Here is a 17,450-nt window from a genome sequence, read left to right as displayed (position 1 = left end):
TTTTTGTATTTTAGCGAATAATTAACGAATATAAATTAGTTTGAACAAGTTCATTACAAAAGTTTTTTGGCAAATTAAGCAAATATTAGTAACTTTGCAAATAGCTATAGAGTCATACTCGATGGAACAAAGAATACAAACAATGTCAATCGCATAAACCTAACACAATGGATTTTTTTGGTTTGAAAATAGGAGACATATCATCAAATGGTCAAGTAAAAATTATTGATGAAGACAGGCTATGCTTTCTTGTAAGGTCAGAAAGCAAGGGAGCTGTTGGGCTTAGAACAATATCCAAGCAACTATTATTAGAATTCTTCAAGTTGATTAGCGAGAATCCGGAAATCAACGCCAATCAAGCAAGAGAAACTCTATGCGGTAAGTCTGAGGTTGATAAATTTGAATATGGTTATGCATCCACACTGCTGACAATGGCAAAAATGATGAAAGACCATAAAGTTACCATTACTCCAACCGATAATAGTCTAAACTCTCGCCAAATAATCTTCTACGGTGCTCCAGGTACTGGCAAGTCAAACCATATAGAAACGTACACTAAAGATGGCAATAGGATAAGAACCACTTTCCATCCTGACAGTGATTATTCCACTTTTGTTGGAGCTTACAAACCAACAACCAAGACTGTCACAGTCTATGAGGCAAGCGGTTCTATTAGGGAAGAGGAACAGATAACTTATTCTTTTGTCCCACAAGCATTCTTAAAGGCTTATGTGGAAGCTTGGAAGCGCAAGGATGGTGGGGATGATAGTCCATACTATCTTGTCATTGAGGAAATCAACCGTGGCAATTGTGCACAGATATTCGGTGATTTGTTCCAATTGCTTGACAGGGACGATAGGTGCAGGTCACGCTATGCCATTGTCCCTGACGATGATATGAGGCGTCATATAGCCAAGGAATTGGACAGCTGCACACATATAGAAGAAAGTATCAGGACAGGCAAGGAGATGCGATTGCCTGAGAATCTGTATATTTGGGCAACGATGAACACTAGTGACCAGTCGCTGTTCCCTATTGACTCCGCTTTTAAGCGTCGTTGGGATTGGGAGTATATGCCAATAGAGAAGGGCGATAAGGAGTTTGTAATCAAAATAGGAAATACAAAATATGACTGGTGGGAATTCATCAGCACTATTAATGAAAAGATTGAGGGTATCACCTGTTCTGAGGACAAGAAGTTAGGCTATTGGTTTGCCAAACCGGCTAACGGTGGTACGGAAATAGGCTGCAAACAGTTTGTTTCCAAGGTGTTGTTCTATCTGTGTAACGATGTCTACAAGGATTATGCCGACAGCAATGACTGTATTTTCAAAAAGAAAACGACTGACGGCAGCGAGAAGACACCTTTCACAACGTTCTTCGGAGAAGGGCATGAGGAGCGAGTGAGGGAGTTCATGGAATACAATGGAATCATGCCGTTGGCGGAAGACACAGAGGATACAGAAGAGGAAGATGCTACCGATGACTTGGCAGGATTGCCAAAGAAAGAAAGGGATTATTCTAAATATAGAATCAATGGTGGCGACAAACAATATGGAAAAGGCGAACTTGTAAGAGAGGTAATAAGTTATTATTGCACTCAAAACCCAAACATGGACGCAAATGCTGTGAGAACAGCATGGATGTCACTTGATTTTAAGATTGTCCACCTTGTAGAGACGCAAGATGAGTTTACAACAAGAACATCAGGCTCTTCTGATTCCAAAAAGCGTGCAAAGCCGGTGCCTTTAAGCAATGGGGAGTCTATCTATGTATCAACAGAGGTGGGTAGTTCCAACATACAAGACTTTATAGACAAAGTTAGTACGCAAGATTGGAATATACGTATAGAAAAAGCATGATATGCGCATACTGATTGAAGGTTATCATTACAAGGCAGACGATGTGAAGGGTATTCTGACAGGACTTGATTTCCTGGAGAATGTCCATCATGAGGTGGTCGTGAATTATGTGGGTTATCTGTATAACCCGCATATCCATGACTGTGTGTTCATTTTGCCAAAGGTGATGGTCGACAAGCATGGCATGGCATTCTCGCACCTTGACCCGTCAAAGATAATCCATGTTGAGAAAGCGGAAGGACTGACTGACGATGAGCGCAGGTTCATTTACGAGTTTGCCGTATGGATTTACCGTGCTCTCTTTGTTTTCAACAGGTACAACACTGACAATGACATTGTCTACCATAAGCAGATGGTTAAGGTTGGGAGTCGCCACAAGCATCTTACCAACACTTATCTGGAAGTGCTGCTGGCATTGATAGATTTCAACAAAAAGAACCGGAATTTCTTCATGACCATACTGAAGAACTTGCATTCCGGCATGAACAAAATAAACTGGACACGCACCATTGCGCGTTGTCAGGCTATTGTACAGGACAACCGCCCCATTTATCTTGACCTGGTCAACAAGAAGCGGCAGATAAACTTTGACGAAGAGTTGCTCGTCATCTTCTTCTCCATACTGAAGCATATCAATGAGAAGTATGGTTTTCCGGTAACGATAAACATAGGTTTTGAACTGATTACCGGCGCAAAGTTCGAGCACTATCTGAATGGCTACGGACAGGTTCGGTTGCGACAGATTAAGTACAAGTATTTCTCCGACAAGGCACTTTATTTGTGGGAGCTGTGCTTCGCATTCTTCGACAAAGCGAGAAACATTTCCGTGGCAAGTGAGCTGCAGGAGTATCTGATTGCCAAGAATTTCAACATTGTGTTCGAGTCAATCATTGACGAACTTGTAGGCGACAAGAAGTCCGAGCTTCCTGACGGACTGAAGGAACAGGAGGACGGAAAGCGTGTCGACCATTTGTACAGCTACAAAGGTTTGACGACTACCGGAACAGAAGACAAGTCTATCTATTACATTGGCGACAGCAAGTATTATCATTTGAAGAACAACCTTTCTGACGAGTCTGTGTACAAGCAGTACACATACGCACGGAATGTCATTCAGTGGAACATGAACATTTTCCTTAATCCTGACGAGAAGAACGAGAAATGGCGCAATCGGACTCTGCAATACAGGGACGAGGTGACAGAAGGCTACAACATTGTTCCCAACTTCTTTATAAGCGCGAGGATGGATGAGGGCTTGTCATACGCTGACCGCATTTACAAAACGGACAAGGAGAAGCAGATGTTCATGCAAAGGCATTTTGAGAACAGGCTTTTCGACCGCGACACATTGCTTGTATATCATTATGATGTGAATTTCCTTTATGTCGTGTCGCTGTACGCGCAGGACAATGGCAGCGCAAAAAGGCAATGGAAAGACAAAGTCAGGAAGATGTTCCGTGAGGAAATCCAAAAGATGCTGGAGGCAAGTTTCTCTTTCTATGCCATGACAGCCCACCCCGGTGTGGATGCAAAAGCGTATATTGAGAAGAATTTCCAAAGTGTGCTTGGCAAGATGTACAAACCATATCAGAACCCGGATTATTTCTCTCTTGCGCTTGACAATGGCGACAAGTACAAGACAGAGAATGCAGAACTACTTGCAGAATTGAGAAGACATTTCTATGTGGAAGAGATAAAGGTCGGTGTTGACCCAGAAGCAAAGCTCACCAACGCCATTGAAGCCGGCAAGGCTCATGAGGCTGAATATAGAAATGAAGAGTGGCTCACGGAGTACCATGTCGAACGCTATATGGATGAAACCTTTGTTGTAGGAATGTATCATGACAAAGCGCATTGGGATTGGATTAACGGAAAGAACGCCAAAGGGTCATTGATGTACAATGTTCGTTTGTCAAAAGACCGTGAGGGCACGCAGCGCATTGGCAAGATAAACCAAATGAGACCAAAGTTTGCCATTTTATACGAAAACGGGCATGAGTTTGAAAACAAGTATCATGTGTTCCGCATAAATGGCTATCCTGAAATGACAGAGGAAGAAATGAAGGCCTCGTTATATCCTCGCAAGCCAAAAGGCAATTACCTGGTTTTCTGCCTTGACGAGGAAATCAAAATAGGAAACTATGATATAAACAGACTGATTTCCATAAAACGCATAGATACAAAGGAGAAATTCATAGAAGGTACCCCTATCTATGTGAAGGGAAAAGAACTTATTGAGGTAAAGATAAAACGATAAGTTCAATAGCGATCAGTATGATTAATGGTAAAGAAATGGAAACATCAGGTTAAGCATGTTGACCATTAAAATTTAATGGAACGCAAAACACTCAGTTATCATACGCTCAACAAGACTATTTAAGAAACATTTTTTATGCAGATTAGTAATCATGAAAAAAGAAGAATTGAAGAAACGTATCGCTCAAGGTGAATCTTCAACACTACAATTCAAACTGCAGTGGAGCGATAACGATAAAATAAGTAAAGAGACGATAGCTTTTGCCAACAGCAGAGGCGGTAGTATCGTGTTTGGCATAGAAGATAAAACCGGCAGCATAGAAGGGTTGACATACGATGAAGTTCATCAAAAGCCAGCAATATGGCTGAGAATAACATTATCCCACCTCTTTACATTCTGTCACATCCGGAAGAAATCGAAGGTAAGACATATTGGTTATCAACATTCCTTCCGGCAGCAACAAACCTTATAAAACCAAAAAGGGAGGATTGATTTATGTAAAACAAGGTGCAGACAAGAGACAGATAAATGACAACCGAGAGATACTACGAATGTTTTATGAGTCGGGACAATACTATCCTGACAAGATGGGTGTTCCTAATACGTCCGTTAAGAATCTAAGCGAATCATTGATTGACAAGTTCTTTCTCAAACAATTTGGTAAAACTAAAGAGGATTTTGATGTGCCTATTGCCGCTTTATACGAGAATCTGTGCCTACTTGACGAAAAAGGACAAGCAACTTTAGCCGGTCTGCTCTTCTTCGGTATTATGCCTACATGGAAATGCCCACAGTTTAAGATAAAAGCTGTTTGTTTTGTTGGTAACGACAAGTCGGGAACCGAATATAGAGATAGTGTTGACATAGAGGGGACAATACCAGAAATGTACGAACAAGCTATTCGCTTCTGTGAAGGCAACCTTCGTCATTTGCAGGAAGGCCAATCTTTCAACTCTACAGGAAGATTGGAAGTATCACGCATTGCACTTGAGGAACTTATCCAGAATGCTTTGGTTCACAGAGAGACTCTGGGTGATGATGTTGTAAAACTCTTTATATTCGACAATCGTATTGAAATAGAAAGCCCAGGATGCTTGCCGGCAGATTTGACCATCGAACGAATAATGTTGGGCAATGCCACCAAGCGCAATCCGCAATTATCACAATTCTGTGGCAAAACAATGCCATATAGAGGCTTGGGAACAGGCATCACTCGTGCTATTAAATCAGGCTCACGTGTAGAACTGAACAATGATATTGAACGAGATAAATTTGTAGCTATTATCTGGAGAGACAAAAATAATGCGCAACTTTCTCCCGATAATGCGCAACTTTCTCCTGATAATGTGAAGAGGATATTGGAATCTACATGTAAACTGTTGGAAGGATACAACACACTTTCAGACGGCAAAATCCAAACCCTTCAAGATATGACATTACTAATCGCATCGCGTCCTGCAATAACAAGTAAAGAATTGGTAGAGTGGACAAAAGCCTCTTGCCGCACGGTTACAGAATACACAAATATCTTGCAGCAGATGGAACTTATCAAACGTGAAGGATCAAAGAAAACCGGCGGTTGGGTACTGTGTGATAAACTTAAAGAAAAATTGGTATGATACCAGTGAAATCTGTCAGGAATATTATCAACAGATTGAAAGATGAAGGAAAAATAAAACATATCGAACCGGCAAGAGGTGGGTGTTGGGAAATAAAAGACAGTCAAACTGGATAAACTCTTCTTCAGTGTCTGCAAAATATCTTCCATGCGTATATTATTGCTTATTACTGATATTGTTTGTCTATAGAATCTGCAATGGCGCTATTATCCGCATGAGAGATATTATGTAGAATAGCAATAGTAAGATCATATGGACAAGCCATTGCCACATGTTTTATAAAGTTTTACTTTTTCATTTGTAAAGTTATCGTTTTTGAGTCATAAAGTATAACTTATTTTTCAGATGCTTAGCCATTAATTTGTGTATGGTAACACTCCACGAGTAGTTACCATACACAAATTGGTACATACCCCCATTGATACCCCTATAAAATTTGGAATCGCTTGTAAAATGTTGTACCTTTGCAGCGTCTTTAGAAGACAAGTGTTCTTTGACAGATTTGCCATACATTATTTATTATATATACCCAAGAAAACTCCATGAGTCGCTACGGACATTGTTCAGAAGATGTGGTAGCGCCACACTTTACAGCGAAGTTCTGGCATCATAGATAACTAAGTTAGTCAACAAAATCAAATGATATAATTTTGTTGGCTAACTTAATTACCAACAGTCACTTATTTGTATATGAGACCTGGCACACTTAACATTCCTCAAACAAACGGTGGTAGTATTCCGCCTTCTTTTCCAATTTGAGCGGATAGGCGCGTGACGATGACGGCATACGCCACCACCGCAACTGACGGCCGGAAAACTCCAGTTCCACACAGCCTCCTATCGGTGGCATAGGGATAAGAGTGGCAGGCTTTGAGGAGAAGATATCGGCGGAGGCGGATAGCTGCATCTTCAACTCTTCACTCGCTTTCCCTCCTGTCGTGACAACTGTGTGGCAGCATGGCATGGCTGTGAGCAAAGCGGAGATGTCCGTAGGCTCAAGTATCTCAAGGAAATTGTCACTGGCATTGTCTTTATGGCGGCACACTTTTACCGCTGTGTCGTAGAAAGCCAGCCCATTGCGTTCTGCAAACTCAACTATCCGTTCTTTGTAAAAACGTTTCTCCCCTTTCACCTCAAAATGAGCCTTGTCACCATAGTGAATCAAGCCCATCAGACGCCAGAAGTCATTTATCCAGTTGGGGTAAAAGAAATCCATCGACCACCGTGCTTTCGGCGGCGGAAAACTACCAAGGAAGAGTATCTTTCCTCCCGGCGGAAGGAACGGGCGTAAAGGATGTTCTTCTATTGTCATAAGCAAATGTAAATCGTTGGGCAAATCAGAGTAACAGAGACTCAACTTGTTTGATAAGCAGCTATTGGAAATTGATTTTCAACAGCTGCTTAACTTTATTATTCTTTTTCGTTTATTGCACTGCACAGTTTGTTTGCAGAGATACCGAGGAACCGGCAGGATGCCAACCTTTCAAGACGAAGGCCGGTGTGGAATAGCATTTGATAAGGGCGGCATCAGTCTTGGCATTTAGCCGGCGAGAATAAGGATGTCGGTGAGAAGTATCTACAAGCCGGCGTGTGTGACTGTCTCGTGTGCCATATTCAAGCATCCGTGCTGTCGGCAATCCGATAGAACTCCATCCTTCAGGGATGATGTTGTGAGTGAAGCAATTGATTAGCACAAACTCAGCATCAGGATATGACGTGCCCTTATTGGTGTTGGTGCGCCCAAAGTCAGCTTTGCATCCGTCAGGAGCAGAGAAAGTACATTCCAAAAACACATCACCATGATGGCCGGCAGTGTTCCTCACCCATGAGAATGGTCCGCCACCATTGCGGAAATGGCTGCGGTAGGCAAAAAGGCTGCCCCTTCCAAGTATGGTGTCACCTCCGCCGTCAAGTTCGCAGCACTCCATATAGATAGTGCCGTTTGCCTGAAGCGCATCACCGGACCCTATGACATGAACCCTGTACAGCGCAATACGTTCTCCATTGATTAGCAGTCCCTCTGCCTGACCTTGCAAATCGGTGGCTATTGTCATGTCTTCCAAAATGATGTCATGGCAATTGTCAAGTGCGAAAGCTGCACGACGAGAAGGGAATGTACCGGGCCATTCATTGGTTTTCACCGTCAAGGGGTGAGGATTGAACACCTCATTGTTAGCGTAATGCACACGCGTAGACGCCATTCCCTCACCTTTAATCTTCACATTGGTCTTGTTACGGGCGTAAACTATCTCCTCATAATCGCCGGCTTTCACCAATATCACTGTACGCCGTGCACTGAAATCCGGCACAGCGTCAAGCGCGCCTTGCACTGTGCAGTAATCACCACAACCGGAAGCGTCCACAACGAGAGTATCTTTCAGGAACTTCGGCGCTTCCTTTGTTGTGAAAGTCCATGGCTGCTTACGCGTCGTACCTTTATATTTCCGCGCCTTTATCGCTCCGCCGGATATTTCCACACTATATTTCCTGCCATAGTCCAAAACGTTGTTATGCAGATAGATTGTGGCTGTCTTGTCATGGATTATGACAGGATAGAAATGGAAAGCATCGGTAAAACCGCCGATAATGTTAAGCTGATACTCAGGAGGCGTTGGCTCAGCTGTGCCTGACGGAGTGCCGGGGCGAGTGTCCCGATTGGTAGGCATCACCGTGCGCGCATAATCATATGGGATTTTCGTGTAGCCGCAGTCTTTTCCATAAGTGCGGCTCTCCGTCGGACCGGCGGGAACACTTAGGTCAATGCTGTCAACTACCACTCCTGTGGCAACATCCGTGATGCGTATCATTCCCGCAGAGCCTACGGCAGGAACATCATCGAAAGTGATTTGAAGATGTGTGTCAGGGCAAACGCCAACAGCACCGTTTTGAGGATTAAGCGTCAGTGTCTGCGCATTGACATCGCACAAACCAACCAAAACCAGTAAGGATAAGGCAGCAATACGTATATTTTTCATCTTTTCGGCAGTTATAATTACTTTTTACAAACAAATCTTCCCTTTAAGGGCAATGTTTCAGAAGTTCGCGGCAGCCTTCAAGGCAATCACGGTAGGTAGCGTCAAAGTTGCCTGTGTACCATGGGTCGGCAACATCTCCCGGACGGTTTGTATAATCAAGCAGCATGTGGATTTTTCCTTCCGAGTCACCACCGCACATGCGCTGCATATTGCGTATGTTATAGGAATCCATGCCTATCAGCAGGTCATAGTGGGCATAGTCGTCACGGCGCAACTGCCGTGCGGTCTTTCCTTCGCAGTTTATTCCGTGTTCTGCCAGCTTGCGGCGTGCAGGAGGATAGACACTGTTGCCTATCTCTTCGGTACTTGTTGCTGCTGACGCTATTTCAAACTCATCTGACCTGCCGGCTTCGCTGACAAGTCTCTTCATTATGAACTCTGCCATCGGACTTCTGCAGATGTTTCCGTGGCATACAAAAAGTATTTTGGTTTTCAAAGCTCTTTGGTATTAAAAGTCAAAAGAATCGTTATTTATTTCTCAACCTCCATTTTCGGTCCCGGAGTGTTCCAACCGTATTTTTCTTTTTGTACGGAAAGATTCACAGAGAGGGAGTTGTTCCTGACGGTATAGCCATCAGTGCAAGCATCGAAATAGATAGGGAATGCGCGGAAGTTTGTCGCATAAGGCGAAGGGTGTGGCGCGCTGACAGTATTGTTCTCTATGAGCGAGCCGGGCTGATTGGACATCGTGTAGATACCTCCTGCATCATAAAGAATGCGCGCATAATCTTTGACAGTATTGCCTATGATACGATTGTTGCGCATACCCGTGTCTTTAGGAGTCCAGCCCCAGCCTACACAGATGCCGGAGTAGTTCACTCGTGATACATTATTATTTTTAATGGAGAAGTCACGAACATAGCCACAGCCGATAGCCACCGCACCCCAATCGCGTGTTGTGACATTGTGGATTATATTACCGTCAATGACAAAGCCGGTTGTGTTTGTGTAGTTACGTGGATGATGCGCTTCACATGGTCCTTCGCCAAAAGAGCCTGCCATGATTGCCGTGCCGCCGATGTTCTCAAACTTGTTTCCGACAATCATTGCACCGACACAGTGATGTGCATAATCCAACGCTGTGGATGATAAGTTTGTGAATGTGCAGTTCTTAAAGTTAACACGCTCAGCATAAACCACAGACACTGCAGCCTCCGGGCGTATCACCCATGCCTGGTTTTCAAGCGTAGGAGCCCACGGCATCCCCTCGTTCTCTGTGAGTTTGTATGCGTCGATTATCGGGAAACCACCCTGAAGTGTGACATGCCCATATTTCAAAGGACGCTCCCATGAGGCATTCTCAAAAGAGACATTCTTGAAAGAGATGTCATGTACAGAGGCATATTCCGAGCCTTCTATTGTCACAAGGCGTGACAAAGAAGCTGAGGGCTGAGGTATAGGACGCAGCAGGAATGAGGAAGAACCTCTCTCCTCGTCTATCACCGGTTGCGGCCACGGATGTGAGAACTCCCAGCGTGACTCTGGATTGCGGAACGTGACAATGGCTTTATCGCCGGAAATACTGATAGCCTTGATACGCAGGATGGCAATTGCCCAACGCTGATGCACAACCATCTCATACTTGGCAGCATCGGCAACATTGGTTATTCCATAAGTCTGCAACGACTTCGCAGGAATGATGATTTGCTCATTGTCCTTGTCAAAGGCAAGCATACGCTCCATTTCAGGATATTCTTCCATAATACAGGAGTTGTCAGCCTTACCACCGGAAATGGTTCCGCCCGTGATAATGGTAGGACTATCGGGCGTTCCGCTATCTTCGGGACGTATGTAAAGCGGTTCGTCAAGTACGAAAGTATCTCCTTTAGCAAGGTTTATTGTTATGCCGTCCTTTATATTAGGATTATTTGTGCGTCGCCATTCTCTTGCTATGCGCAACGCCTTTTGAAGTGTTTGTACGGGAGCATTCTTAACACCTGTTGCCTTGTCGCTACCGCTGACAGACACATAAATGTCACCGGCAAAACAGTGCAGGCTCATCGAAACGAGGAATAACAGCAGTATTTGTCTTTTCATATTCATAGGTTAGTTAAGGTAAAAGCATTTGTTTAGTACATCTTTCCAAGCACCCAATTAATGAACGAGGTCGGAAAAAGTCTGCCGGCAAATATGAATAGGTGGTATATCATACCTGTTGTGTTAAATGACCATGGACGGCGAGCTGTGGCAGTGCGGTAGATGCAACGCGCAATCTGCTCTGCTGTCATACCGTTCTCCTCATCATGTTCCATCTGCTTGACGGCCTTGTCCATATGAGTGTAAATATCCGCGCCCTCAATGATTTTCTTTCTCTGGAAATTTGTCTTGACATCTCCAGGAAGCACACTGGCAACGGTGATGCCGAACGGACGAACCTCATTGGCAAGTGCAAGTGCCATGGAATTAAGGGCAGCTTTGGAGGCTGAATAGAATGCCTGGAAAGGGATGGCATAGATGGCAGCGACACTGCTCGTAAACACTATGCGTCCCTGACGGCGCTCACGCATATAAGGAAGGACTGCCTGTGTGATGTTCAATGCACCAAAGAAATTCACCTCAAACTGTCGCTTTGCATCCTCGACTTTTGTAAACTCAATCGCACCCGAAACACCCATGCCTGCATTGCAAACAAGGATATCAATCTTGCCGGAAGAAGCGATGACTTTCTCCACTGCCGCACGACATACAACAGGGTCAGTCACATCACAGTCAACATGATTGATACCGTCATGGCTCTCACCATGGCGCGAGAACTCATAGACCTCATAGCCTTTGCTCACAAACAGCTCGGCAGCAGCTTTTCCTATTCCGGAACTGCCTCCGGTTAGTATTATTGTTTTCATATCTTTTTTCATTGGCTTCAAGAAATTCCGTCTTATCGTTCACCAACCGAAAGCCTTCGCACTGTTCATCCACAAGCCCTGAGCACGAAGAACCTGTTCTATGACATCCCTACCACAGCCATAGCCTCCGTTATATGGAGAGACATAAAGGCTTATCTCGCGAATGTCGCTGCACGCGTCCTTTGGACAACACGGGCACCCTACCCGCTTCATCACCTCATAGTCGGGAATGTCATCGCCCATATACAGAACCTCCTCATCTGACAAACCTGAGTCTGCAAGGAATATGTCGTATGTCTCTATCTTCACGGCACAACCCATAAAAATATCCTTAACTCCAAGATTCTCATAACGTTTACGCACTGAAGATGTGTTACCACCGGTGAGAATGGCAATCTGCAGACCAAGTTTCTGTGCCAACTGAATGGCATAACCGTCCTTGATGTTCACTGTACGCAACGGCTCTCCTGTACAATCCATAGTGATAGTACCGGCAGAGAGGACGCCATCGACATCAAAGATGACGGCACGTATTTTTGTCAAATCATACGGAATCATTTGCAAACCTTATTTCTTGAAATAATTCAATGCAGAACCGATTGCTGTGGCAAACTCGGAATGCTTCGGTATATGGTATCGCACGCCATATATCTGTTCCATAATTCCAAACACCTTCTTGCACTGTGGTAGGAGGGTTAGATTGCCTATCATCACAAAATCCTTGATTCCACTACTGATAGACGCAAGAATTGCCGCGGAACCAATTGTCTGCACAACAGAACAGATGATGCCTAACGCAATGTCCTCATGCTTTGCTGTAGCCTTAGCATTTCCGAAGAGCGATGCCGTAGCAAATGCAGGCAGACCGGGGATTTCCTCGGCACAGATGTCACCTATCTGCAAATCAATGTTAGAGATGTTTCCATTCTTGGCAAGGCTGGAAATATGCTTGACGTCATCCGTACCTAACAACAGTCGTGAAAGACCGGCAAGCGTTCCACCGCCAATACCAAGTCCACCAATATGATGCACCGCACCGTTGTCGTACTTGACAAGTGTAGTTCCAGTGCCCATAGAGACAACTATCATCCTGTCAAGACCACTCTCATACTGCGCTCCCAGACCATCAGCAACAAACTCATCGGTGCGAGCAGTGGGAAGACCATAAATGTCACCCTTGATATATGCAGCTCCGACACCCGTAAGCATTACTTGCTCAATGTCACTGAGAGTGAGATTGTTCTCGTTGATGTACTTTCCGAAAGCACCATAAAGAGAGGTAACAGGGTCTGTCGCCTTGATGCGTATTGGAGAAATAATCTTTCCATTGCGTATGCCGACAATCTTGGTTGTGGATATGCCGACATCTATTCCTATCACAGTCTTCATAATATAAAAAGGCTGATGTCATTATATATTTAAGTGACTGCTGAAAAGTAATTTTATATTGAAAAAATATTTATCGAAGCCATAACCAATATAAAAAAGCCTCCAACAGCCACTTATATTCTTATTCTATAAAAAGTGTTTTAACCTTCTGCCAATCTATGTCGTCGGTAGAATCTACTTTCTCGTCATAAACCTTAATCTCCGTACCCGGACGGCAGAACACCGGCATCTCATCAAGAGGAACCTCTACATTACGATACCACTTGCCACCTTCGAAGTGTTCACCTGTAAAGAAGTTAACCCACTCTCCTTCCGGAAGATAGATGTCGCGACGATCATTGCCGTTCATAACAGGACAAACAAGGAACTTTCTGCCGAAATAATACTCGTCATCTATGTGCCATACGGTCTTGTCCTCCGGATGATGCATCAGCAACGCCTGAATCATAGGCCAACCGGACTCAGTGGCTATGCGTGATTCCTCTATTATATAAGGTAATAGGCGATAACGCAGACGCCACCATTTCTTTATGTCCTCGGCTATTGTAGGATAGTACCATGGCTCACGCTTGTGAGAACCGTGATAACGCATGTGAGAGGAGAACACACCAAACTGTGTCCAACGCATGTAAACCTTTGGGTCAATTACTGAGTTCATGAAGTCCGGCTCACTATGGAAGCCCGGCACATCATGGCTCCAGAATGCAAAGCCTGAAAGACCGAAATGCAAGCCGCCTTTCAGAGAACCTGCCAGTCCTGCCCATGAACTCTCAGAGTCACCGCCCCAATGCAAAGGATAGCGTTGACAACCTGCCCATGCAGCACGTGCCCAGACAATGCCGTCGCCTGTGACATCCTTTGTTACCTCATAAGCAGCCTTCTGGTACAGCAATGAGTAGATGTTGTTAAGCTGCTCCGGTGTCATGGACTCGTAAGTAGCATCCATGTGAATATTCTCACCAAAATCGGTCTTTATGCATTTCACACCCATGTCAAGCAGATTCTTCAACAGACCTTTATACCACTCTGTGGCTTTCTCGGAAGTGAAATCTATCGTGCCGGCATAGTCAAGGGTTGAGAAGTTTGATGCACCGGATGTCCCGGCAGCGTTCTCCCAACCTCCTGTAGGTGTGGAGATATATTTGTTTGCCTTTGTCTCTTCAATCTGCTCTGCACCGTTGGCAACGTAAGGCAGCTGCCAAAGCGAAACCTTATAACCATTATCAGAAAGACGCTTCAGGAAACGTTCCGGATTTGGGAAACGTTCCGGATTGAATTTCCATTCGCAAAGCCAGTCTGTGCGGAACCAGCCTGTGTCCAGATGAATCACATCACATGGATAATGCTCGGCACGCAGCCTGTCACAAATCTCGTCCACCTCGTCAGCAGAGAAATATGTCATGCGTGACATCCATATACCAAACGACCAAATCGGGAGCATCGGAGGGAAGCCTGTCAACTGACGATAATGGAACAGAATGCGCTCCGGAGTCTCGCCACCGATGATGAATGTGTCAATCGTCGCACGGTCGTTGCGGAACTGCACAGAGCGGCTTGAATGGTCGGCAAGCGAAAGGCGGCAATAGTCAGAAGTGTGGTAAAACACACCATACATACGGCTTGACATATAGAACGGAATATTCTTATATGCCCGCCTATTGTTCACACCCTGTCCGTCCTGGTTCTTCAAATAGAATGTCTGACCGGAAAGGTCCATCTTACGGAAGCGCTCGCCCGTGCCTACAAAGCATTCATCTGCCTCACATTTGAAAGAGACTGTAGCACGGTCGGGCTTGCCTTCTGTAAGGCAGAAGCCTATCGGCAGCGCATCATAGCGCGGAGGAGAGAAATGGTCATCACTCAGTTCCACACCCTTTGCAAGATTACCGTCAGGATACACCGTAAGATGTATTGTCGGCTGCGGTCCGGGTTGCAGGTCGCTCCACCATTCTGTGTTGTACGGTGTGATGTCAATCCTTGCGCGTGTCCTACCGTCATTATCCTTTATGGTATAGACATTATCTGCAAACTCAACAGACAACGGCTTATGCGTCAAAGCCTTGTCAAGCTCCAACATATAACTGCCGGTGTCCTTCATCTCATCATCTACCATAGATGTGAACATACGGACAATGGAATCGCCGTATGCACGGAGAATCAATATATAATCCCTCTGTGGCACATCTGTGTCGGCAAGCATATCTTCCTGCAGCACCTGCTTCTGATAAGGCACAGTGATATGTATGTCGCCATCGACAGCCTTCACCTCGGTGGAGGTATAGGCTTTCCACAATGACTCATCCTTTGACAGACTTTCATCGAAGTCCATCCAATCAAATAGGTAGTAGTTGGTTTGTTTCATTTTCAGTTATAAGTGGGCGGCAGTAATATGCACGTCACATGTCCGTACAATCCGCCGCCTATATTATTATTTATTAAGGTCAGTCCTTGTTCGCCTTCTTACGCTCGTTGTGGTCAAGGATTGTCTTGCGTATGCGCATAGATTTCGGTGTCACCTCCACAAGCTCATCGGCCTTGATATATTCCAGACATTCCTCCAGCGAGAGGACAGTTTTGGGAATGATGCGTGCCTTATCGTCAGAACCTGACGCACGGACATTGGTCAACTGCTTTGCCTTGGTCACATTGATTACAAGGTCATTGTCATGGACATGCTCGCCCACAACCTGACCGTAGTAAACATCCTCCCCCGGGTCGATGAAAAACTTTCCTCTGTCCTGCAGTTTGTCTATGGAGTAGGCAAATGCATTACCTGTCTCAAGAGCAATCATGGAACCATTTGTACGACGGAGAATATCTCCCTTATACGGCTCATACTTTTTGAAACGGTGTGCCATAATAGCCTCACCCTGTGACGCTGTAAGGACATTTGTACGAAGTCCCATGATGCCACGTGAAGGTATGTCAAATTCAATGTTCACGCGGTCGCCCTGAGCTTCCATGGAAGTCATCTCACCCTTACGGCGTGTCACCATGTCAATCATCTTGGAAGAGAACTCCTCAGGCACATTGATTGTAAGTTCCTCGATAGGCTCACACCTCACACCGTCAATCTCTTTGTAGATTACAGTAGGTTGCCCCACCTGCAACTCATATCCTTCACGACGCATTGTCTCGATAAGGACAGAGAGATGGAGCACACCACGCCCGCTGACAATCCACTTGTCGGTGGAGTCTCCAAAAGGCTCTACACGTAGGGCAAGGTTTTTCTCAAGTTCCTTTTCCAAACGGTCATTGATGTGACGTGAAGTGACGAACTTGCCTTCTTTGCCGAAGAAAGGAGAATCGTTGATAGTGAAGAGCATAGACATTGTCGGTTCGTCGATAGCAATCGGCTCCATCGGCTCCGGATTTTCGAAATCACAGATAGTGTCGCCAATCTCGAACTTCTCCAAACCAATAATCGCACAGATGTCACCACTCTGAACTTCCGCAGCCTTGGCATGTGACATGCCCTCAAAGACATGCACCTCCTTTATGCGTGTCTTCTCCATACTGCCGTCACGGTGGGCAATAGTGACATTCATGCCCTCCTTCAGCGAACCGCGATGAACACGTCCGACAGCAATACGACCTGTATAATTTGAGTAGTCCAAAGATGTTATGAGCATCTGCGGAGTACCCTCAAGCACAGTCGGAGCAGGGATAACCTCAACAATCTTGTCTAACAGATAGTCGATATTGTCAGTAGGAGAATTATAATCCTCAGACATCCAGCCGTTCTTGGCAGAGCCATATACCACAGGGAAATCAAGCTGCTCCTCTGTAGCATCAAGAGAGAACATCAGGTCAAAGACCATCTCATAGACTTCCTCCGGACGACAGTTTGGCTTGTCAACCTTGTTCACAACAACAATCGGCTTCAACCCAATCTCCAAAGCCTTCTGCAACACAAAACGAGTCTGTGGCATCGGACCTTCAAAAGCGTCAACGAGCAGAATACAGCCGTCAGCCATATTCAGCACTCGCTCCACCTCACCACCGAAATCGGAGTGTCCCGGAGTATCGATGATGTTGATTTTGGTTCCTTTCCAATTTATAGAGACATTCTTCGACAAAATTGTGATACCACGTTCTCTCTCAAGGTCATTGGCATCAAGCACTTGGCCGGAATTGTTCTGACCGTCACGGAAAAGCTTTCCCGCAAGCATCATCTTGTCAACCAAAGTAGTCTTGCCATGGTCGACATGCGCAATAATTGCGATATTTCTAATATCCTGCATAATCTTTCTGGTGTTTCCACGAAACACAATTTCATTCCACCCTCGCCCTCCTGCCACAACAGCATGAAAACCAATTCCATTGCCCATTTGGGAAAGAAAAGCATGTGGTTACAACATAATTTATTATTATTTTCGGTGCAAAATTACAAAAAATATATTAAATATTTTGCTGATAGAGGAAAAAGTTGTAATTTTGCAACG

The 17,450-nt window shown here is 44.9% G+C and carries 13 protein-coding genes; 4 read left to right on the top strand and 9 right to left on the bottom strand.

Annotation, left to right across the window (positions count from 1 at the left end; translation table 11 throughout):
- The first annotated feature begins 323 nt into the window (after positions 1-323).
- The 4 genes from E5358_RS09940 to E5358_RS09925 all read left to right on the top strand — a co-directional run bounded on the left by E5358_RS09940 (position 324) and on the right by E5358_RS09925 (position 5,738).
- Positions 324-1,862 (top strand): McrB family protein, encoded by a 1,539-nt coding sequence (locus E5358_RS09940; protein WP_168354635.1) that lies wholly within the window; start codon positions 324-326, stop codon positions 1,860-1,862.
- A 1-nt stretch (position 1,863) separates the two neighbouring features.
- Entirely contained in the window at positions 1,864-4,119 is a 2,256-nt protein-coding gene (locus E5358_RS09935) for an LlaJI family restriction endonuclease (RefSeq protein WP_135940035.1), read from the top strand.
- A gap of 151 nt (positions 4,120-4,270) precedes the next feature.
- The gene (locus E5358_RS09930; protein ID WP_135940034.1) at positions 4,271-4,591 is read left to right on the top strand and encodes an AlbA family DNA-binding domain-containing protein; all 321 of its coding nucleotides are present in this window, start codon (positions 4,271-4,273) and stop codon (positions 4,589-4,591) included.
- On the top strand, positions 4,551-5,738 hold the full coding sequence (locus E5358_RS09925; protein WP_135940033.1) for an ATP-binding protein: 1,188 nt from the start codon (positions 4,551-4,553) through the stop codon (positions 5,736-5,738). Before E5358_RS09930 ends, E5358_RS09925 begins: the two co-directional genes overlap by 41 nt.
- A gap of 706 nt (positions 5,739-6,444) precedes the next feature.
- Here E5358_RS09925 and E5358_RS09920 read toward each other — a convergent pair.
- The 9 genes from E5358_RS09920 to typA all read right to left on the bottom strand — a co-directional run bounded on the left by E5358_RS09920 (position 6,445) and on the right by typA (position 17,249).
- Complete coding sequence (locus tag E5358_RS09920; protein ID WP_135940032.1) at positions 6,445-7,050, bottom strand: uracil-DNA glycosylase family protein; 606 nt, start codon at positions 7,048-7,050, stop codon at positions 6,445-6,447.
- 112 nt (positions 7,051-7,162) lie between these two features.
- Positions 7,163-8,713, bottom strand: a complete 1,551-nt coding sequence (locus tag E5358_RS09915) for a pectinesterase family protein (protein ID WP_135940031.1) — start codon at positions 8,711-8,713, stop codon at positions 7,163-7,165.
- 43 nt (positions 8,714-8,756) lie between these two features.
- On the bottom strand, positions 8,757-9,209 hold the full coding sequence (locus E5358_RS09910; RefSeq protein WP_277821247.1) for a low molecular weight protein-tyrosine-phosphatase: 453 nt from the start codon (positions 9,207-9,209) through the stop codon (positions 8,757-8,759).
- Between the two features lie 35 nt (positions 9,210-9,244).
- Positions 9,245-10,810, bottom strand: a complete 1,566-nt coding sequence (locus E5358_RS09905) for a right-handed parallel beta-helix repeat-containing protein (RefSeq protein ID WP_168354634.1) — start codon at positions 10,808-10,810, stop codon at positions 9,245-9,247.
- 32 nt (positions 10,811-10,842) lie between these two features.
- The gene (locus E5358_RS09900; protein ID WP_168354633.1) at positions 10,843-11,616 is read right to left on the bottom strand and encodes an SDR family oxidoreductase; all 774 of its coding nucleotides are present in this window, start codon (positions 11,614-11,616) and stop codon (positions 10,843-10,845) included.
- Between the two features lie 39 nt (positions 11,617-11,655).
- Positions 11,656-12,174 (bottom strand): KdsC family phosphatase, encoded by a 519-nt coding sequence (locus E5358_RS09895; protein WP_135940027.1) that lies wholly within the window; start codon positions 12,172-12,174, stop codon positions 11,656-11,658.
- A gap of 9 nt (positions 12,175-12,183) precedes the next feature.
- On the bottom strand, positions 12,184-13,005 hold the full coding sequence (gene coaW, locus E5358_RS09890; RefSeq protein WP_135940026.1) for a type II pantothenate kinase: 822 nt from the start codon (positions 13,003-13,005) through the stop codon (positions 12,184-12,186).
- A 121-nt stretch (positions 13,006-13,126) separates the two neighbouring features.
- A complete protein-coding gene (locus tag E5358_RS09885; protein WP_135940025.1) occupies positions 13,127-15,367 on the bottom strand; it encodes a glycoside hydrolase family 31 protein in 2,241 nt (746 codons plus the stop codon).
- 79 nt (positions 15,368-15,446) lie between these two features.
- Positions 15,447-17,249: a translational GTPase TypA gene (gene typA, locus E5358_RS09880; protein ID WP_135940024.1), complete on the bottom strand. Its 1,803-nt coding sequence runs from the start codon at positions 17,247-17,249 to the stop codon at positions 15,447-15,449.
- Positions 17,250-17,450 lie beyond the last annotated feature (201 nt).

Source organism: Palleniella muris, assembly GCF_004792655.1.
GTDB lineage: Bacteria > Bacteroidota > Bacteroidia > Bacteroidales > Bacteroidaceae > Prevotella > Prevotella muris_A.
The sequence above is the reverse complement of the archived record's forward strand: the minus strand, read 5'-3'. Positions and strand labels throughout refer to the sequence as shown.

Excerpts from the sequence above, each read along its gene's own strand:
- E5358_RS09935 (WP_135940035.1), top strand. The coding sequence starts at position 1,864 with ATGCGCATACTGATTGAAGGTTATCATTACAAGGCAGACGATGTGAAG.
- E5358_RS09930 (WP_135940034.1), top strand. The coding sequence starts at position 4,271 with ATGAAAAAAGAAGAATTGAAGAAACGTATCGCTCAAGGTGAATCTTCA.
- E5358_RS09920 (WP_135940032.1), bottom strand. The coding sequence starts at position 7,050 with ATGACAATAGAAGAACATCCTTTACGCCCGTTCCTTCCGCCGGGAGGA.
- E5358_RS09915 (WP_135940031.1), bottom strand. The coding sequence starts at position 8,713 with ATGAAAAATATACGTATTGCTGCCTTATCCTTACTGGTTTTGGTTGGT.
- E5358_RS09905 (WP_168354634.1), bottom strand. The coding sequence starts at position 10,810 with ATGAAAAGACAAATACTGCTGTTATTCCTCGTTTCGATGAGCCTGCAC.
- E5358_RS09900 (WP_168354633.1), bottom strand. The coding sequence starts at position 11,616 with ATGAAAACAATAATACTAACCGGAGGCAGTTCCGGAATAGGAAAAGCT.
- E5358_RS09895 (WP_135940027.1), bottom strand. The coding sequence starts at position 12,174 with ATGATTCCGTATGATTTGACAAAAATACGTGCCGTCATCTTTGATGTC.
- coaW (WP_135940026.1), bottom strand. The coding sequence starts at position 13,005 with ATGAAGACTGTGATAGGAATAGATGTCGGCATATCCACAACCAAGATT.
- E5358_RS09885 (WP_135940025.1), bottom strand. The coding sequence starts at position 15,367 with ATGAAACAAACCAACTACTACCTATTTGATTGGATGGACTTCGATGAA.
- typA (WP_135940024.1), bottom strand. The coding sequence starts at position 17,249 with ATGCAGGATATTAGAAATATCGCAATTATTGCGCATGTCGACCATGGC.